General features: G+C 73.5%; 17 protein-coding genes and 1 pseudogene. 4 read left to right on the top strand and 14 right to left on the bottom strand.

Annotation, left to right across the window (positions count from 1 at the left end; genetic code table 11):
* Window positions 1-6: 6 nt before the first annotated feature.
* The 4 genes from G3I60_RS17850 to G3I60_RS17835 all read right to left on the bottom strand — a co-directional run bounded on the left by G3I60_RS17850 (window position 7) and on the right by G3I60_RS17835 (window position 4432).
* Window positions 7-426: a roadblock/LC7 domain-containing protein gene (locus G3I60_RS17850; protein WP_138353090.1), complete on the bottom strand. Its 420-nt coding sequence runs from the start codon at window positions 424-426 to the stop codon at window positions 7-9.
* A complete protein-coding gene (locus tag G3I60_RS17845) occupies window positions 423-2870 on the bottom strand; it encodes a nitrate- and nitrite sensing domain-containing protein (RefSeq protein WP_343241953.1) in 2448 nt (815 codons plus the stop codon). Before G3I60_RS17845 ends, G3I60_RS17850 begins: the two co-directional genes overlap by 4 nt.
* 320 nt (window positions 2871-3190) lie before the next feature.
* Window positions 3191-3961: an MHYT domain-containing protein gene (locus G3I60_RS17840; RefSeq protein ID WP_164607454.1), complete on the bottom strand. Its 771-nt coding sequence runs from the start codon at window positions 3959-3961 to the stop codon at window positions 3191-3193.
* A 135-nt stretch (window positions 3962-4096) separates the two neighbouring features.
* Window positions 4097-4432: a YnfA family protein gene (locus G3I60_RS17835; RefSeq protein WP_138353088.1), complete on the bottom strand. Its 336-nt coding sequence runs from the start codon at window positions 4430-4432 to the stop codon at window positions 4097-4099.
* 13 nt (window positions 4433-4445) lie between these two features.
* Between G3I60_RS17835 and G3I60_RS17830 the strand changes: the two genes are divergently transcribed.
* Window positions 4446-5045, top strand: a complete 600-nt coding sequence (locus tag G3I60_RS17830; protein WP_164607452.1) for a class I SAM-dependent methyltransferase — start codon at window positions 4446-4448, stop codon at window positions 5043-5045.
* On the opposite strand, the gene G3I60_RS17825 is transcribed toward G3I60_RS17830, so the two are convergent.
* Window positions 5029-5844, bottom strand: coding sequence for an alpha/beta fold hydrolase (locus tag G3I60_RS17825; RefSeq protein ID WP_164607450.1), 816 nt, complete (start codon window positions 5842-5844; stop codon window positions 5029-5031). The genes G3I60_RS17830 and G3I60_RS17825 overlap by 17 nt on opposite strands.
* Window positions 5845-5968: 124 nt before the next feature.
* Between G3I60_RS17825 and G3I60_RS17820 the strand changes: the two genes are divergently transcribed.
* Window positions 5969-6508: a PadR family transcriptional regulator gene (locus G3I60_RS17820; RefSeq protein WP_164294328.1), complete on the top strand. Its 540-nt coding sequence runs from the start codon at window positions 5969-5971 to the stop codon at window positions 6506-6508.
* A gap of 22 nt (window positions 6509-6530) precedes the next feature.
* Here G3I60_RS17820 and G3I60_RS17815 read toward each other — a convergent pair whose 3' ends face one another.
* Window positions 6531-6836: a hypothetical protein gene (locus tag G3I60_RS17815; protein ID WP_232485046.1), complete on the bottom strand. Its 306-nt coding sequence runs from the start codon at window positions 6834-6836 to the stop codon at window positions 6531-6533.
* A 44-nt stretch (window positions 6837-6880) separates the two neighbouring features.
* Entirely contained in the window at window positions 6881-7261 is a 381-nt protein-coding gene (locus G3I60_RS17810; protein WP_164607448.1) for a deoxyxylulose-5-phosphate synthase, read from the bottom strand.
* A 187-nt stretch (window positions 7262-7448) separates the two neighbouring features.
* Here G3I60_RS17810 and G3I60_RS17805 point away from each other — a divergent pair, with 187 nt between their 5' ends.
* Window positions 7449-8408, top strand: a complete 960-nt coding sequence (locus G3I60_RS17805) for a hypothetical protein (protein ID WP_239069960.1) — start codon at window positions 7449-7451, stop codon at window positions 8406-8408.
* 61 nt (window positions 8409-8469) lie between these two features.
* Here the strand turns inward: G3I60_RS17805 and G3I60_RS17800 are convergent, their stop codons facing one another.
* Complete coding sequence (locus tag G3I60_RS17800; protein WP_164607443.1) at window positions 8470-9852, bottom strand: FAD-dependent oxidoreductase; 1383 nt, start codon at window positions 9850-9852, stop codon at window positions 8470-8472.
* A gap of 137 nt (window positions 9853-9989) precedes the next feature.
* Here G3I60_RS17800 and G3I60_RS17795 point away from each other — a divergent pair, with 137 nt between their 5' ends.
* Window positions 9990-11282 carry a DUF4032 domain-containing protein gene (locus G3I60_RS17795; RefSeq protein WP_164607441.1) on the top strand — a complete coding sequence of 431 codons (1293 nt, stop codon included), beginning with the start codon at window positions 9990-9992 and terminating at the stop codon, window positions 11280-11282.
* Window positions 11283-11285: 3 nt separating this feature from the next.
* On the opposite strand, the gene G3I60_RS17790 is transcribed toward G3I60_RS17795, so the two are convergent.
* The 6 genes and pseudogenes from G3I60_RS17790 to G3I60_RS17765 all read right to left on the bottom strand — a co-directional run bounded on the left by G3I60_RS17790 (window position 11286) and on the right by G3I60_RS17765 (window position 16846).
* The gene (locus tag G3I60_RS17790; protein WP_164607439.1) at window positions 11286-11897 is read right to left on the bottom strand and encodes an NADAR family protein; all 612 of its coding nucleotides are present in this window, start codon (window positions 11895-11897) and stop codon (window positions 11286-11288) included.
* 1 nt (window position 11898) lies between these two features.
* Window positions 11899-12441 (bottom strand): MOSC domain-containing protein, encoded by a 543-nt coding sequence (locus G3I60_RS17785; RefSeq protein WP_164607437.1) that lies wholly within the window; start codon window positions 12439-12441, stop codon window positions 11899-11901.
* Between the two features lie 63 nt (window positions 12442-12504).
* The gene (locus G3I60_RS17780; RefSeq protein WP_138353079.1) at window positions 12505-12690 is read right to left on the bottom strand and encodes a hypothetical protein; all 186 of its coding nucleotides are present in this window, start codon (window positions 12688-12690) and stop codon (window positions 12505-12507) included.
* Window positions 12691-12770: 80 nt separating this feature from the next.
* Window positions 12771-13175, bottom strand: a pseudogene (locus tag G3I60_RS17775) (esterase-like activity of phytase family protein); the annotation flags it as partial.
* 141 nt (window positions 13176-13316) lie between these two features.
* Window positions 13317-14210 carry an ABC transporter permease gene (locus tag G3I60_RS17770; protein WP_164294297.1) on the bottom strand — a complete coding sequence of 298 codons (894 nt, stop codon included), beginning with the start codon at window positions 14208-14210 and terminating at the stop codon, window positions 13317-13319.
* Window positions 14207-16846 (bottom strand): alpha/beta fold hydrolase, encoded by a 2640-nt coding sequence (locus tag G3I60_RS17765; RefSeq protein WP_203673217.1) that lies wholly within the window; start codon window positions 16844-16846, stop codon window positions 14207-14209. Before G3I60_RS17765 ends, G3I60_RS17770 begins: the two co-directional genes overlap by 4 nt.
* Window positions 16847-16865: the final 19 nt, after the last annotated feature.

The raw sequence follows: 16865 nt of genomic DNA, 5'->3' as shown, positions 1-16865 counted from the left end.
CCGTGCTCAGCCGCCTGCCGTGGTGTCGGAGTCCGGCCGGGCGGGCGTCCGCAGATGCTCGCCGACCTGTTTGACGAGCCGGGCCATCTCGTAGGCGACCAGCCCGACGTCGGCCCCGGCGGTCGCGAAGACCGCGAGGCACGACCCCTCGCCCGCGGCGGCCACGAAGAGGAAGCCGCCGTCCAGTTCGACCATGGTCTGCCGTACGTCACCGGCGGCGAAATGCCGGCCGGCGCCCTTGGCGAGACTGTGGAATCCGGACGCGACCGCCGCCAGATGCTCGGCGTCCTCGCGGCTCAGCGCCCGTGAGGCGCCCACCGCCAGACCGTCGTTGGACAGGACCACGGCGTGCCGCACCCCGGCCGCCCGGTCCGTCAGCTCGTCCAGCAGCCAGTCCAGCCGGCCGGAACGGTTCGCCTCGATCATGCCGGGTCTCCCTCGTTCGACGCCGGGCGGCCGGCCGGACGGCCACCGCCGCGCGCCCAACCGCTGCGGTACGCGGTCATGATGGCGCGGATCTGCTCAGGAGTACGCCCGCCCGCGTCCTCCGACTCACCGTCCGACCCGTTGCCCGGCGCATGGCCGTCCCGTTCCGGAGCGGGTCGCTCCAGCAGTTGCGGGGCGAGGTTCGCCTTCCGTACCCGGCGCGGCAGATCGTCGTCGCCGTGCGCGGTGCCGTTCGCCGCCGGACCCACGGGGGCGGCCGGTGCGGCAGGACCGACAGGGCCGGCAGGGCCGTCCGGACCCGGCGGCGGATGCGCGGACGAGGCGGCGAACCCGCGGACCACGACCGGCTCCGCGGACCCGTCGTCCCGCTCGTCGCCGTTCCCCAGCCCCTTGCCGTTTCCGAAAGCTCTACCGCTTCCCGACGCCTTCCCGTTCTCCAACGCCCTGCCGTTCCGCGACTCCGCACCGTTCCGCGACGGAAGCGGCCGGACGACGACCGGGTCCTCGCGGTGGGCGCGCTGGGCGCGGTTGCGCTCGGCGGCGCGGCGGGGGGGGGCCGGGTCGGGAACGTAGCGCTCGATGAGCGCGGTGGGCAGCAGCACGACGGCCGTCGTCCCGCCGTACGGGGACGGGCGCAGCGAGACCTTGACGTCGTGCCGGGCGGCGAGCCTGCTCACCACGAACAGCCCGAGCCGGTCGCTGTCGAACAGGTCCAGCGCCTGGGCGCGGGCGATCCGCCGGTTGGCCTCTTCGAGCGCCCCGCCGCCCATGCCCAGCCCGCGGTCCTCGACCTCCAGCACATATCCGTTGCCGACCTGTTCACCGCTGATCCGCACCTTGGTGTGCGGCGGCGAGAACTGGGTGGCGTTCTCGACGAGTTCGGCGATCAGGTGGGTGAGGTCGGCGACCGCGCCGCCGATGACGGCGGCCTGCGGCAGCCGCCGCACCTCGACGCGCGCGTAGTCCTCCACCTCGGCGACCGCGGCCCGCACCACGTTCTGCAGGGGCACCGGCCGGCGCCAGGCCCGGCCAGGGGCCGCGCCGGACAGGATGATCAGGCCTTCGGCGTGCCGGCGCATGCGGGTGGTGAGGTGGTCGAGCCGGAACAGGTCCTCCAGCTCGCCGGGGTCCTCCGTACGCCGCTCCATGCTGTCCAGCAGCGCGAGTTGGCGGTGGACGAGGACCTGGCTGCGGCGCGCGAGGTTGACGAAGACCCCCGTGACGCCGCTGAGCAGCTCGGCGCGTTCGACGGCGGCGGTGAGCGCGGCACGGTGGACGGTCCGCAGCGCCTCGCCGACCTGGCCGATCTCGTCCGCGCCATGGGTGCCCTGCGGCGCCTCGGCGTCCAGGTCGATCTCCTCGCCCGCGCGCAGCCGGCGCATGGCGGACGGCAGCTTGCGGCGGGCGAGTTCCAGTGCGGTGTTGCGCAGTTCGACGAGTTCGGTGACCAGGGCGCGCCCGATCCGCACCGAGACGATCAGCGAGACGATGACGGCGAGCAGGCCGAGCAGCACCGCCGCACCGGAGGTGCTCGCCAGCCCCCGGATGATCGGGTCGGTGCCGGACGAGGCGGCCGCCGCGCCGCCCGCCGGGTTGTCGATGGCGCGCAGTCCGCCGATGACCGGTCCGGAGGCCGCCGTCCAGGTGCCCGCGGGCGCGGCGGCCGCGGCGCGCGGCCCTGGGTCGGCGCGCAGCACCCCGTCCTCCACGCCGAGCAGTGCGCTGTACGGTGCGGAGCCGCTCAGCTTCTCCCAGGACGAGCGGCCGCCGCCCCCCAGGTCACCGGCCGAGGCGTCGAGCAGCAGCCGCCGGGCCTGTACGGCACCGGTGAAGTCGCGGTAGCGCGGGCCGTCCAGGGTGCCGGTGAGTTCCGCGACGGAGATCAGGGCGTCCTCACGGGCGAGCATCTCGCCCGCCCGCCCGAACTCCAGGGCGACACGGCTGCCGGAGGTCAGGACCGGGTCGGAGCCGGCGGTCAGTACGCCGATGGCGGAGAAGGCGTTCTCGATCGCGTCGCAGTAGCCGCGGTACGTCTCGTCCCAGCCGGCGCTGCGGGCCGTGACCCGTGCCCGCAGCGCGCGCAGCCCGGTCACGCCGTCGATGAACGTCCGCAGCCGGGGCGCGACGTCCGAGGGCAGCTTGATGCCGTCGGCGATCGTGTGGCTGCTCCCCTGCCGCAGCGCGCCGGCCGTCCGGTCGGTGGCGGCGGCGGCGCTGTCGAGCTGCGCCGCGCGGGCGGCGGTCGGGGCGGCCAGGTACAGGGCGGCGGCGCGGCGTTCGGCCTGCAGAGCGGTGACGGAGGCGGCGACGGGGCCGCTGACCTCCTTCTCGACCTGCTGCGTGCGCAGCCGGCCGGAGACGTCCTGGGCGGCGTTGACGGCGGCGAAGGCCCACAGGGCCATCAGCGACACGACGGGCACCATGAGGATGGAGACGATCTTCGCCCGCACCGTCCTCGGCCGCAGCACCAGCCCCGGGACGAACCGCGACCGAACCGGCGGCCCTGCCCCGGGCCGTCGCGGACCACCGGTCCCGGGCCGTCGCGGACCACCGGTCCCGGCAGAAACGTTCGCTCCGACGGAAACGCTCGACCCGACAGGCGCGTCCGCATCCCCATCCGTCCGCGACGGGACATCCGGACCCCCGGAACCCCCCGCCCGGGGTGCGCCCGCGGCCAGCGCCAGCGGTGACATCCGCTCGTCGGCGGGCGGTCCGGCATGCGCGCGGCGGCCGCGCGGAGCGCTCACGCCGCACCCTCCTGCAGCGACTGGGCCGACGCGGAGGCGGCGCTTTCACGGGCGCTCGGGGACAGCGCGACGAACGCCGACGTCAGGAAGAGGTACGAGCCGAGGCCGACCACCAGGGGGAAGAGGAACGCGGTGGCACTCGCGCCCGGCAGCACCTCGGACGACGGAAGGACCGTCACCCGCACAGCGAACATCCCCGTGTAGTGCATGCTGCTCACCGCCGCGCCCATCACCAGCGACGCCCCGGCCACCACGACCGGCCGGTGCACCGTCAGCGCCGCGTACAGCGCGGCGGTGGCGGCGGCCAGCGCGATCAGTACGGACAGCATGACGCGCACCGGGTCGTAGCCGATGGTGCCGTGCAGCCGCAGGGCCGCCATCCCGACGTAGTGCATGGCGGCGACGCCGAGTCCGGTCGCCAGGCCCCCCGCCAGCAGGGAACGGATGCGGCCCCGCCCGTAGCCGACGAGGAACACACCGACGCCCACGACGGCGACGGCGATCAGCAGGCTCAGGACGGTCAGCGGCACGTTGTAGCGGATCTCGGTGCCGGAGACCCGGAAGCCGAGCATCGCGACGAAGTGCATCGTCCAGATGCCGGTGCCGAGCGCGCTGGCCGCGGTCAGCAGCCAGTTGCGCCGGGAGCGGCCGGTCGCGCCGAGCGCCCGTACGGTGCAGCGCAGGCCGAGCGTCGAGCCCACGCAGGCCATCACGTACGACAGCGTCGGGGTCAGCCAGCCGAAGCCGGCTTGGTCCATGTGTCCCATGGGTCCGGGACGCTAGCCCCGTGATGTTCGCAGTCCTTCGGGCAGTTCGGAACCCGACGGTTATTGACCGTCTCGTACGCTGATCCGGCCCCGAACGATCGCGCAACGCTCGAACGTGCGCGCAGGCGGGACGTTTCAGCCACTGCGTGGCGCATACATGATGACGCCCACTCCCACCAGGCAGACCACCGCCCCCACCACGTCGAACCGGTCGGGCCGGTAGCCGTCGGCCACCATCCCCCACACGAGCGAACCGGCGACGAACACACCGCCGTACGCGGCCAGGATCCGTCCGAACTCGGCGTCCGGCTGCAGGGTCGCGACGAACCCGTAGCACCCGAGGGCCACCACACCCGCGACCGTCCAGGCCCAGCCGCGGTGCTCGCGGACGCCCTGCCAGATCAGCCAGGCACCGCCGATCTCCAGCAGTGCGGCAAGGACGAACAGAGCGGCGGAACGCAGCGTGATCATGCGAACATGATGCATGGAGACCGAACGTGAACGAGTCCGCGAATTCTTCGCCGCCAAGGCCGTGGGCTGGGAGAAGCGCTTCCCCGACGACGGTCCCGCCTACGCGGCGGCCGTCGCGGAACTGGGCCTGCGAGCCGGCCGGTCGGCCCTCGACGTGGGCTGCGGCACCGGCCGCGCACTGCCCCCGCTGCGAGCCGCCGTCGGCCCGGCGGGCACCGTGATCGGCGCCGATCTGACCCCGGAGATGCTGCACGAGGCGACCGCGCTCGGCCGCCACCGTTCCGGCGCGCTGATCGAGGCGGACAGCGCCCGTCTTCCGCTGCGCGACGCCTGCCTGGACGCCGTCTTCGCCGCCGGGCTGCTGCACCATCTGCCGGACGCGGCGGCCGGGCTGCGCGAGTTCGCCCGGGTCACCCGGCCCGGCGGCCGGCTCGCGCTCTTCCACCCGATCGGCCGCGCCGCGCTCGCCGCCCGGCGCGGCCATGAGCTGCACGAGGACGACGTCCGCGCGAAGCCCAACCTCCCCCCGCTGCTGACCGACGCGGGCTGGGAGCTGACGGTGTACGACGACTCCGCGGACCGGTACCTGGCCGTGGCTACGCGGGTGAACTGACCGCTGCCGAACCGGCCCCGGCGATCACGGCGGCGAACGCCTCGGGGTTGTCGAACATCATGTTGTGACCGGCGGCCGCCACCGTCTCGACCCCGACACCCGCCGCCACCAGTTCCGCCCGGCCGTCGACGTCCGGGCTCAACTCCCCCACCAGGAAGGTGCGGGGGATGTCCATGGCCAGCAGCATCGTCCGCATCGTGGGTTCGCTGCCCCGCGCCAGCCGGGTGGCGGTGCGGTACAGCGCCACCGGGTCGGCGAGCCGCATCGTGGCTCCCCAGATCGGGCCCACCCGCTCCAGCACGGCGGCGAATCCACCGCCGTCCACGAACTCCCGCTCCTCGTACCGCGCGATACCGCTGCTGCCGGCTCCGACCGGCGGGTTCGGGTCGAGGTTGGCCTCTGCGAGCACCAGCCGGGCCACCAGGTCCGAGCGGCGGTGCGCCAGGACGATCGCGACCGCGCCGCCCATGCTGTGCCCGACGACCTCGGCGCCGCTCACACCGGCCGCTTCCAGGACCGCGGCGACCGCGTCGGCATGCTCCTCCAGCAAGTAGCCGAAGTCCGCGGGCCGGTCGCTGATCCCGAATCCGGGCAGATCGACGAAGAGCGAGTGCCGGCCGGCAAGCGCCGGATGCGCCGCGACATGGGCGAAGTACGGCCCGGAGGCCGAGCCGAGTCCATGCAGGTACACCCGCGCGGGGCCGGTGCCGGCCGCCTCCGTCCAGCGGATGAACGGCCGCCGCTCCTCCGCCGTACCGGCCGCTCCCTGTGCCGCCGGCCCGAATTCCGTCTGCCGCATGACCTGACTCCCCTTCGTCTGCGCCGGACAACGCGTCCACCGGACGATGCGACTATACATCGGCGCCGATGTATAGCGCTATCGATGTACACCGCTGCGCGTGACGATGCGGGAGAATGCCCTCATGCTGGAGCTCGCGATCCTCGGTTTTCTGTACGACGCCTCACTGCACGGCTATGAGCTGCGCAAACGCATCGCCGCCCTCACCGGGCACGTCAAGCCCGTCGCCGAGAGCACCCTGTATCCGGCCATCAAACGACTGGAGAAGGCGGGCTGGCTCCGGCGGGAGACACAGCCCGGCGCGGTCGCCGCTCCCCGCCATGTCCTCACCCTCACCGCCGAGGGACGCACCGAACTGCGGCGGCGGCTGGCCGAGCCCGCGGAGCTCGATCTGAGCGACGAGAACCGCTGGTTCACCCTCCTCGCGTTCCTGCGCCACCTCGACGACGCCCGCCAGGAAGCCGCGGTGCTCCGCCGCCGGCTCGCCTTCCTGGAGCAGCCCGCCAGCTTCTTCTACGACGGCGACCGGCCGGTGCGGGCCGAGGAGCTCGACGATCCCTACCGCAGGGGCGTCCTCACCATCGCCCGCGCCACCAGCCGCGCCGAACTGGACTGGCTGCGCAGCACGTTGACGGAACTGGGCGACGATCCGGGCGCGAAGTAGCGGGAACGGCCCCGGACCGGCCCTACGCCGCGGGCAGGCCGAGCAAGGTGCGGGCCATGATCTCCGGCTCGGTTCCGTGTTCCCGGGCCAGCGTCAGCACCGCGCGCTGCGCGAGCTCGTTGACGCCGAACATCAGGGCGTCCGGGGCGACTCGGCCCACGGCCTCGTCGATCCGGTCCTGGTCGTCGGCGATGCAGGCCACCACATAGGTCGCGGCCGCGTCGAACAGGTTGTGCTCCAGCGGGGCCCGGTCGCCGGGACCCGCCGGGTCGGGTGCTCGCACCGGCAGTCTGAACACGTCGCCGATCCTGTGCAGCAGGCCGGGCATGTCAATCACCTCTCCCCGTCGCCGAGTTCGCGCTCTCCCCTGGGTTATCTCCGCTGCAGCGGGCGGGAACCCGCCTTACCGGGACGGCGGTCGGTGAAGGAGAGGTCGTAGCGGGTCAGGGCGCGCACCACGGGTTCGCCGGTGGCGGTTGCGTGCGCCAGGCGTTCGCGCACCTCGCGCGGGGTCCGCGGACGGAAGCCGGGACCGCCGCAGCAGGACGTGTGGAATCCGACCCCTGCGGTGAGGAGCACGGTGAGTGCCCGCCATGCCGGGGCGTCGCTCCGGCGGGGCGCCGCGAACGCGGAGCCCGCGTGGATCAGCCCGGCCACGCAGCGCGGGCAGCGCCGGGCCCGCTCCGGCCCGTACTCCTGCTTGTAGGAGGCGCGGCACGGGAGGCAGACATAGTGCGTGCGGTGGACACCCATACCCCGCAGGGTAAGGGGCGCCGCGCCTCCGTTCCGAGCGGTTTTTCCTCCGGGCGGGCCCCGCTATCGACGCGGACGTTACCCGCTGGTTAAGGTGCGCGGACCGAAGAGAGGGAGGGGCCCCGTGACCGATACGGACGACTACACGCAGCAGGACGACGACGCGTTGTTCGTGCTCACGGCGGCGATGCTGACGCCGGCGCAGTTCCCGAGCGTGCTCGCCGACGACTACCCGCAGGCCTGCGAGGTGCTCGGCCTGGAGCCGGCGCGGGACGGTTACGGTCTGCTCTTCGGACAGGACGGCGGCGGCGCCCGGTGGACCGTCGCGATCACCGACACGGCCCTGGTCGCGTGCGCGCTGGCGGCCTGGGACTGCGGGCTGGAGTACGACCTCTCACCGGACGAGCGCTACGTCGCCGCGGCCCTGCCGGGCTGGCCGCTGCCGGTGGCGGTCGACGCGCCGGGTGTGCCCGATCCGCACGATCCGTCGGAGGAGGAGGGCGGCCGGCCGCCACTGGCACCGCCCGACCTGGAGACCTGGGGCGGGGCGCAACGGCGGCTGGGCGCGGACGAGATCGCACTGCGGTGGTGGGCCTGGCGCGAACAGCTCACCGATGACGCCGTCGACGAGTCGGCGGCCGGGGACGAAGCAACGACCGAGGACGCTCCGGCGCCCGAAGGCGGAGCGCCCGGCGACGCGACGGCCGGTGACGAGGCGGCCGGTGACGAGGCGACCGGTGCGGCGACCGCACCGGACGCGGCGCCCGATGCCGAAGCCGCTACCGACGAAGCCCCTACGGACGAAGACGCCACGGGCAACGCCACCGCCGACGAGGACGCCACCGACGACGCGGTCGGGAGCGACGACGCCGGGACCGTGGCCCTGGCCGTGCACCATGCTGGCGTGCGCCGGGCGCTGGAGAGCGCGGAGGCGTATCTCAGCTCACCGCCGCCGCCCGGACGCGTCCGGGCCGCCCATGGAGCAGTGCGCGCGGACGGGCCCGGTTGGAGCCTGGTGGCGCGGACCGACGACATGGCGTTCGTACTCCTCGACGAGGAACCGGGCGAGGTCCATCCGGTCCGGCGCGGCCCGGCGCTGCCGGCCCTGCTGGAAGCGCTGGACCGACTGGCCGCCCGGCCCGTCTGAGCACACCGAGCCACCCCACCGGCATCGATATGTCGATACTCCAGCGCCCTCAACCAGCACCTCAGTGCCCCCGCAGTTCCGCCTCCACCTTGTCGGCGGCCTTGCGCGCCGCGACCAGCACCGGGTCCCAGACGGGAGAGAACGGCGGCGCGTAGCCGAGGTCGAGCGCTGTCATCCCGTCGACGGTCATGCCCGCGGTGAGGGCGACGGCGCCGATGTCGACGCGCTTGGCCGCGCCCTCGCGTCCGACGATCTGCAGACCGAGCAGCCGCCCTGTGCGGAGTTCCGCGAGTATCTTGACCGTCATGGTCGCGGCTCCCGGGTAGTAACCGGCCCGGCTGCTGGACTCGATGACGGCGGTGACGAAGCGCAGCCCCGCGGCCCGCGCCTGCGACTCCTTCAGACCGGTGCGGGCGATCTCGACGTCGCAGACCTTGCTGACCGCGGTACCGACGACGCCGGGGAAGGTGGCGTACCCGCCGCCGATGTTGATGCCGATGACCCGTCCGTGCTTGTTCGCGTGCGTGCCCAGCGCGATGTGCTGGTGGGTGCCGGAGACCAGGTTGAGGACCTCGACGCAGTCGCCGCCGGCCCAGACGCCCTCCGCGCCGTGCACCCGCATCGCCAGGTCGGTGAGCAGCCCGTCGTGCTCGCCGAGGGCGAGGCCCGCGCCCCGGGCGAGCGCGGTGTTGGGCCGGACGCCGAGCCCGAGCACCACGACGTCGGCCGGGTACTCGGCGTCCTCGGTCGCGACCGCCCGCACCCGGCCGTCGTCCCCGGTGAGCACCTTGCGCACCTCCGCGCCGGACACCACCTCGATGCCCATGCCCTCCATCGCCGCGCGCACGAGCCGGCCCATGTCGGGGTCGAGCGTGGACATCGGCTGCTCGCCCCGGTCGACCATGGTGACCTCCAGCCCGCGGCGGATCATGGCCTCGGCCATCTCGACGCCGATGTAGCCGCCTCCGACGACCACGGCCCGCCGTGCGCCGCCGCGTTCCAGGGTGCGCAGCACGGCCTCACCGTCGTCCAGGGTCTGCACGCCGTGCACCCCGTCCGCGTCGATGCCGGGAATCCGCGGCCGGGTGGGGACGGCGCCGGTGGCGATGACGAGCTGGTCGAACCCGGTCCAGGACTCGGCGCCGCCCGCCACTTCCCGGGTGCGCACCCGCCGCCGGTCGAGGTCGATCCCGACGGCCTCGGTGCCGAGCCGCAGGTCGATCCCGCGCTCGCGGTGCTCGGCGGCGGTCCGCGCGACCAGCGCGTCCGCCCCGTCGACCTCGCCACCGATCCAGTACGGGATGCCGCAGGCCGAGTAGGACGTGTGATGACCGCGCTCGAAGGCGATGATCTCCAGGTCGTCGGGGCCCCGGCGCCGGCGTGCCTGCGAGGCGGCCGACATCCCTGTCGCGTCCCCGCCGATGACGACCAGTCGTTCCGCCATGTCTCCCACGCTCCTTGTCAGCCTCCGCGGCCACCGCGACCCGCGCCACCGCATGATCACTCAACGGAACCCGGCCCCCGAGAGTTTCCCCGACCCGCCTGTCCGGGCGCGCCGAGGCTGCCGCACACTGGTGCGTCATGGAGCTGCAGATCACCGCGACCGCGCCCGAACACCCGGCGGCCCTCCTCGACCTGCCCTGGGGCATCCCGCTGGAGGAGTGGCCCGACGAGTACCTGGTCGCCCTGCCGCGCGGCATCTCGCGCCATGTGGTGCGGTTCGCCCGCGCCGGCGACGAGGTCGTCGCGGTGAAGGAGGTCGGCGAGTGGGCCGCCGTGCGCGAGTACGGGCTGCTGCGCGATCTCGACCGGATGGCGATACCCGCGGTCGACCCGGTCGCGGTGGTGACCGGCCGCACCAGCGCGGACGGGGAGCCGCTGGAGCCGGTACTGATCACCCGGCACCTCAACGGTTCGCTGCCCTACCGGTCGATGTTCGAGACGACGATGCGGCCCGGCACCGTCAGCAGGCTCCTCGACGCCCTGGCCGTGCTGCTGGTCCGGCTGCATCTGACCGGCTTCGCGTGGGGCGACTGCAGCCTCTCCAACACGCTCTTCCGGCGGGACGCCGGAGCGTACGCCGCCTATCTGGTGGACGCCGAGACCGGCCAGATCCAGCCGAAGCTGACGCGCGGGCAGCGCGAGTACGACATCGAGGTCGCCCGGGTGAACATCTCGGGCGAGCTGATGGACCTGGAGGCGGGCGGCTCGCTGCACCCGTCGGTCGACCCGGTCCTGTTCGGCCAGGCGATCGCCGACCGGTACGAGGAGCTGTGGCACGAGCTGACCCGGGAGTCGGTCTATCCGGTCGGCAAGCGGCACTACATCGACCGGCGCATCCGCCGCCTGAACGAACTCGGCTTCGACGTGGCCGAGATGCAGATCCAGCGGTCGCCGGACGGCGACGCCGTCACGTTCCTCCCCAAGGTCGTCGACGCGGGCCACCACCAGCGGCAGTTGCTGCGGCTGACCGGCATGGACGCCGAGGAGAACCAGGCGCGCAGCCTCCTGAACGACCTGGAGACCTGGATGGCCTCGCAGGACGACTACACGCCGGGCGACCCGCTCGGCGCGCGTCCTGAGGTCCTCGCGCACCGCTGGGTCCGCGAGGTCTTCCGGCCGACGGTCCGGGCGGTCCCGCAGGAGCTGCGGGCCTCCCTGGACACCGCCCAGGTGTTCCACGAGCTCCTGGAGCACCGCTGGTTCCTGTCCGAGCAGGCCCAGCACGACGTGGGTCTCGACGCCGCCATCGAGGACTACGTACGCGTCGCGGCCGCCGGCCGGTCGGCGGCCGGCCATCTCGGGCCCGCCGCCACCGAGGCGGAGACCGACGACGGGAACGACGACGGCAGCGCCCCCGTCACCGACCCGTAGCCGTCAGGTCCGAGCGTCCGACGGGTGCGCCGGATCCGCCGCGAGCCGGGTACGGGCCTCCATGAGCGCGAAGCCGAGCAGGTTGAGGCCGCGCCAGCGGGCCGGGTCCTGGGCGCGTTCGTCGTCTCCGGCCAGTCCGATGCCCCAGATCCGGTCGAGCGGACTGGCCTCGACGAGCACCCGCTCGTTCGTGCCGAGCAGGTAGTCGCGCAGTTCGGGGTGTTGCCCGAACTTGGCCACGCTGCCCTCGACGACGAGCTCGAAGCGCTCCCGCTGCCAGGTCGCGTCGTCGAAACCGCGCACCGAACGCCCCGCGGCCTTGGCGGCCTTGGGGTGAACGGCCGTCACGGCGGCGCGCTCCGCCTCCGCGTCGCCGAAGAGGCGGGCCTTGCCGGCCATCATCCAGTGCTCGGCGGTGGCGTACTCGACGCCGTTCACGGTGAAGGGCGACGGCCACCATTGGCTGAAGCAACCGGCGCCGACGCTGCCGTCGCGCTGCGGCTGATGGCCCCAGAAGTGGACGTACTTGACGCGCCGGCCGGGCCGGGCGTACTCGATCAGGTCCTCGACGGACCGGGCGCCGGCGGCCGTTCCGGCCGTTTCCGCTTCCGCCATGTCACACACGCTCCAGCGGCCGGTGCGGGCCCTCGGGCAGCTCGACCTCGATCGGGTCGCCGGGGTGCACCTCGCCCTCGGAGAGCACGATGCCCATGATCCCGGCCCTGCGGATCAGCTCGCCCGCCTCGTCGCGGAAGACGACTTCCTTGAGCAGGCCGGTGCGGAAATGCTCGATCTGCAGGCACGGGTTGCGCAGTCCGGTGATCTCGACGACCGCCTCCGCACCGAGCCGCAGCCGGGCGCCGACCGGCAGGCCGAGCAGGTCCAGCTGACGGGTGGTGATGTTCTCGCCCAGGTCGCCGGGGGCGATGTCGTAACCGGCGGTCCGCAGCTCGTCGAAGAGCTCGGCGTGGATCAGATGGACCTGGCGCAGGTTGGGCTGTGTCGGGTCCTGGGCGACGCGGGACCGGTGCTGGACCGTCACGCCCAAGTGGGCGTCGCCCTCCACACCGAGACCGGCGAGCAGCCGGATGCTCTCCTCGTTCGGCTTGGTGAAGTGGTGCTCCGCACTGCGGCTGACCGCCGTGACCGTCCCGCCCATGAGCCGTTGCCCCCTCGACCGGTGGATGATTCCACGATCACCCTACTCTCGGCGAGGGGCAGGTCAGCGGCCTATTTCCCGGCGGGAGATCCTCTTGAGCCGACGCCGCTGCGAGGGATCGAGCGTCAGATACGCGGCCACCGGAACACCGATGACCACCAGCAGTGCGAGCCAGAAGGGGACGCCCAGAATCAGCAGGACGATCCCTATGCCCACTCCGCCGATGGCGAGCTTCGCACGATTGGACATCTTCCCCGCCTCCGTCCGCGGCACATGCCGCGCTTGTCAGGAAGAACGCCCAGTGGTCCGTCCTGGTTCCCGGATCCGGCTCACCAGGGCAGCGGCCGGTCCAGCCGTACACGTACCAGGGTAGTCCGCACACCGCTGTCGACCAGGCGTCCGGCGGCGTCGAACGCTCCCGGGCCGTCCGTCATGCCGAAGTCGTTGTCGTTGATCAGGACGAGCGTGGAGCGGTCGACGACGGCGACGCCCTCGATCTTCTGCGGCACGCCCGGGACCGTGTTCAGGTCCACGACGAGCTTCTTCGCCAGGACCGGCACTCCGGCCGCGGCCGGGTCGGCGAGCTGCTCCAGCGAGGGCGCGGTCGCGGGGTCGTCCCAGGACCGGCCGAGGACGTTGTCCCGGCCGCGCAGCGTGACCAGCTGCAGCCGGGCCGCCTTGTCGGTGCGCTCCTCGACGAGCAGCCGGTCCCGGCCGACGGCGACGACCGAGGAACGCAGAGCCATCGGACCTCCCCAGAACGCCAGTACGTCAAGCGCCCCAAGGCTCTGCGGTCCGGCCCAACGCGGCTCCACGTTCCGGTGAACTCCCGCCCAGCACTGGACGAACGGCACCGCCCGCCGGGGCCCTGCCGCTCAGGACACGACGTCCTTCGTCCGGAATCCGCGGAAGGCGAGGGCCGTCAGCACCAGGGCGTAGGAGACGGAGACCGCGGCGCCCTGGATCATGCCGGACCATTCGAGGTGCGGCTGGAGGGCGTCGGCCCAGGAGTACTGCCAGTGGGCGGGGAGCAGATCGCGCCAGGAGCCGAGCGCGGTGACGGCGTCCAGGACGTTGCCGACGATGGTGAGCCCGACGGCTCCGCCGACGGCGCCCAGCGGGGCGTCGGTGATCGTCGAGAGCCAGAAGGCGAGCGCCGCGGTGACCAGCTGGCTGACGAAGATGAACGTGATGACGATGCCCAGCCGCGGCAGCGCCGTGGCGGAGGGCAGGGATCCGCCGGTGGGAATCTGCAGATCGCCCCAGCCGTAGGCGACGGTGCCGGCCGCGAGGGCGACGACGGGCAGTAGGAGCATCGCCGCCGCGCTGAAGCCGAGCGCCACCAGGAACTTGCTGGTGAGCAGCCGCATCCGGGGCACCGGCGCGGCCAGCAGATAGCGCAGCGAGGACCAGCTGGCCTCCGAGGCGATGGTGTCGCCGCAGAACAGCGCCACCGGCACCACCAGCAGGAAGCCCGCAGAGACGAACAGGCAGGTGGCGGCGAAGTTGGCGCCGGAGGCGGTCGCGGTGTCGATGAGGGAGGGCCCGTTGCGGCTGTCGCTGCCGTCGGGCTGGCCGCCGATGGCGAAGGCCGCGATGAGGATGAAGGGCAGTGCGGCGAGCACCGCGCCGACCACGAGGGTGCGCCGCCGCCGCAACTGCCGCATCGCCTCCACCCGCAGCGGCAGGGTGCGCCGCGGGTGGTAGCCGGGGGCCGTGGAGGTGGCGGGAGCGGAGGCCGGGGAAGGTGCCGGGGCGGTGGCGCTCATGCGTTGCCTCCGATGAGGGTGAGGAAGGCGTCCTCCAGGCGGCGCTGCGGTCCGACCCGCGTGACCGGGACGTCCAGCCGGACGAGTTCGACGAGGAGTTGCGGGACGGTCATCCCGTCGAGGGCGATGAGCAGGCCGTCGTCGCCGCGCACCGCGCCGGAGAGCCCCGGCAGCTCGGCGACCTTCTCCAGGACCCCTTCGGGCAGTTCGCCCTCGACCCCGACGAGCAGGGTGTCGGCGGAGCCGGTGATCTGCCCGACCGGGCCCGCGGTGATCAGCCGTCCGCGGTCCATCACGACGAGGTGGGTGCAGCTCTGCTCGACCTCGGCGAGCAGATGGCTGGAGACGATCACGGTGCGGCCCTCGGCCGCGTACCGGATGAGCACCTCGCGCATCTCGCGGATCTGCGGCGGGTCGAGGCCGTTGGTCGGCTCGTCCAGGATCAGCAGGTCCGGCATGCCGAGCATCGCCTGCGCGATGGCGAGCCGCTGCCGCATGCCCTGCGAGTAGGTGCGGACCGCCCGGCGCAGCGCGTCGCCGAGGCCGGCGATCTCCAGCGCCTCCTCGAAGTGCGCGTCCTGCGCGGGCCGGCCGGTCGCCTGCCAGTACAGGTCGAGGTTGGCGCGCCCCGACAGGTGCGGCAGGAAGCCCGCGCCCTCGACGAACGAGCCGACCCGGGACAGCACCGGCGCACCGGGCCTGATGGCCTCGCCGAAGACCCGGATCTCGCCGCCGTCGGGACGGATCAGCCCCATCAGCATCCGCAGTGTGGTGGTCTTTCCGGCGCCGTTGGGGCCGAGGAGTCCGAGCACCTGGCCGCGTTCGACACGGAACGTCAGATCGCGGACGGCGTAGCGGTCGGCGGACTTGGCGTACTTCTTGCTCAGGTCGGTGATCTGCAGCGGTACCCCGGACAGCGCCGGGTCGGGGGCCGGGGTCCGCACCCGGCGGCGGCCGGTGAGGAGCAGCAGCGCGGCGACGACGGCCGCGCCGAGCGGCATGCCCCAGGTCCACCACGGCAGCCCGGCGGCCGCGGTGGCGACCCCGGGGGCGGTCGGCAGCGTCAGCGCGGGAGCGGTGAGCGAGACCGTGTACGTGGCGGCCGGGGCCGGTGAGGCGTAGGCGAGGTCGGTACTGGCCAGGACGAGGCGCAGCCGGTGGCCGGCCGCGAACTGGTGGTCGACGGCGGGCAGCCGCAGCTCCACGCTGCTGCCGCCGGCCGAACCGCCGACGCGTACCGGGGTGACGAGTTGCGCGGGCAGCGACTGGCGGCCGTCCGCGGAGACGTCGTAGAGCTTCGCGAAGAGGACCGCGTCGTCCGCCGCGGTCCTGACGCGCACGGTGACGGTGGGCGAGCCGGTGACGCGGATCCCGGAGGCGAGCGGGGCCGAGTCGAAGTGCGCCGACTGGCCGGGGAAGTCCAGCGAGATGCCGGCGCCGAGGCCGGCCAGCTGGGAGAGGCCGCCGATGCCCGGGAGCGAGGAGATCGCGGGCGGGCTGCCGCCCGCGGGGTTGGCGATGGTCTGCTCGCCGCCGGTGAGCGGGACCGTACGGGACGAGGTGCCGGCCAGGCCCGGGTAGCGGTCCGCGGTCGCGCCGCGCAACACGGCGCGGCCGTCGGTGGAGTTCACCCCGCCGGTGCGGGTCACCCGGAAGGCCGGTCCGGTGCCGGCCGAGGTGTCGCCCTTGAGGTAGCGGTCGAACCAGGCGGCGACGCGGCCGTCCACCCGGGCGGTCTCCAGGTCGCCGCCGTCGTGGCCGCCGGAGATCCAGTCGACGTCGACGGGCGCGCCGTTCGCGGTGATCGCCTTCGCCATGGCGTCGGCCTGGCCGAGCGGGAAGAGCGAGTCGCTCTGGCCCTGCACGATCAGGGTCGGCACCTTGATGCGGTCCGCGACGGCGGACGGGCTGAGCTTGTCCAGCATGGCGCGGGCGTCCGCGTCGGGCTTCCCGGCGACGGCCACGCGCTGGTACATGGCGCAGACGGCCGGCGCGAAGCGTCCGCACGCCGGATCGCCGGCCCGTGCGCCGCTGGAGAAGAAGATCCCGGCCCAGAGCTTCTTGTAGACGTCGCCGGGGAAGAGCGAGTCGGCGAGGTTCCAGTAGGTGATCTGCGGGGCGATGGCGTCGATCCGCCGGTCGTACCCCGCGGCGAGCAGCGAGATCGCCCCGCCGTAGGACGCCCCGGCGACCCCGACCCGGGGGTCGCCCGCCGCGTCGAGCCGTACCTCGGGCCGCTTGGCGAGCCAGTCGACGAGCCGGCTCACATCGGCGACCTCACCGTCCGGCGCGTTGAGGCCGATGGTGCCGGTGGACTTCCCGAAGCCGCGGGCGGACCAGGTGAGCACGGCGTAGCCCCGGCGGGCCAGGTCCTCGGCCTGGTCGCGCATGTCGTCCTTGCTGCCGCCGAAGCCGTGTCCGAGCAGCACGGCGGGGCGGCGCTGCGTCCCGCCGGAGGTGAAGAACGACGTGTCGAGCCGCTCCCCCTGCCCGGGGAGCATCGCGTCCTCCTGGTGCACGGCGGCGCCGGACGAGGCGGCCGACGACGCCACCGCCCACGTTCCGGCGCCACCGAGCAGGGCGAGCACCACCGCGCCGGTGAGCAACCGCTTGCGCCGCGGCAGTCGAAGATCCATGGTCCGATCCTACGGTCGC

It is taken from the genome of Streptomyces sp. SID13666 (genome assembly GCF_010548325.1).
In the GTDB taxonomy this organism is placed as follows: Bacteria; Actinomycetota; Actinomycetes; order Streptomycetales; family Streptomycetaceae; genus Actinacidiphila; species Actinacidiphila fildesensis.
The sequence above is the reverse complement of the archived record's forward strand: the minus strand, read 5'-3'. Positions and strand labels throughout refer to the sequence as shown.

What these genes read in the sequence shown, in the direction of transcription:
- G3I60_RS17850 (WP_138353090.1), bottom strand. Translation starts at nt 426, where the DNA reads ATGATCGAGGCGAACCGTTCCGGCCGGCTGGACTGGCTGCTGGACGAG.
- G3I60_RS17845 (WP_343241953.1), bottom strand. Translation starts at nt 2,870, where the DNA reads ATGGTGCCCGTCGTGTCGCTGATGGCCCTGTGGGCCTTCGCCGCCGTC.
- G3I60_RS17840 (WP_164607454.1), bottom strand. Translation starts at nt 3,961, where the DNA reads ATGGGACACATGGACCAAGCCGGCTTCGGCTGGCTGACCCCGACGCTG.
- G3I60_RS17835 (WP_138353088.1), bottom strand. Translation starts at nt 4,432, where the DNA reads ATGATCACGCTGCGTTCCGCCGCTCTGTTCGTCCTTGCCGCACTGCTG.
- G3I60_RS17830 (WP_164607452.1), top strand. Translation starts at nt 4,446, where the DNA reads ATGGAGACCGAACGTGAACGAGTCCGCGAATTCTTCGCCGCCAAGGCC.
- G3I60_RS17825 (WP_164607450.1), bottom strand. Translation starts at nt 5,844, where the DNA reads ATGCGGCAGACGGAATTCGGGCCGGCGGCACAGGGAGCGGCCGGTACG.
- G3I60_RS17820 (WP_164294328.1), top strand. Translation starts at nt 5,969, where the DNA reads ATGCTGGAGCTCGCGATCCTCGGTTTTCTGTACGACGCCTCACTGCAC.
- G3I60_RS17815 (WP_232485046.1), bottom strand. Translation starts at nt 6,836, where the DNA reads ATGCCCGGCCTGCTGCACAGGATCGGCGACGTGTTCAGACTGCCGGTG.
- G3I60_RS17810 (WP_164607448.1), bottom strand. Translation starts at nt 7,261, where the DNA reads ATGGGTGTCCACCGCACGCACTATGTCTGCCTCCCGTGCCGCGCCTCC.
- G3I60_RS17805 (WP_239069960.1), top strand. Translation starts at nt 7,449, where the DNA reads ATGCTGACGCCGGCGCAGTTCCCGAGCGTGCTCGCCGACGACTACCCG.
- G3I60_RS17800 (WP_164607443.1), bottom strand. Translation starts at nt 9,852, where the DNA reads ATGGCGGAACGACTGGTCGTCATCGGCGGGGACGCGACAGGGATGTCG.
- G3I60_RS17795 (WP_164607441.1), top strand. Translation starts at nt 9,990, where the DNA reads ATGGAGCTGCAGATCACCGCGACCGCGCCCGAACACCCGGCGGCCCTC.
- G3I60_RS17790 (WP_164607439.1), bottom strand. Translation starts at nt 11,897, where the DNA reads ATGGCGGAAGCGGAAACGGCCGGAACGGCCGCCGGCGCCCGGTCCGTC.
- G3I60_RS17785 (WP_164607437.1), bottom strand. Translation starts at nt 12,441, where the DNA reads ATGGGCGGGACGGTCACGGCGGTCAGCCGCAGTGCGGAGCACCACTTC.
- G3I60_RS17780 (WP_138353079.1), bottom strand. Translation starts at nt 12,690, where the DNA reads ATGTCCAATCGTGCGAAGCTCGCCATCGGCGGAGTGGGCATAGGGATC.
- G3I60_RS17770 (WP_164294297.1), bottom strand. Translation starts at nt 14,210, where the DNA reads ATGAGCGCCACCGCCCCGGCACCTTCCCCGGCCTCCGCTCCCGCCACC.
- G3I60_RS17765 (WP_203673217.1), bottom strand. Translation starts at nt 16,846, where the DNA reads ATGGATCTTCGACTGCCGCGGCGCAAGCGGTTGCTCACCGGCGCGGTG.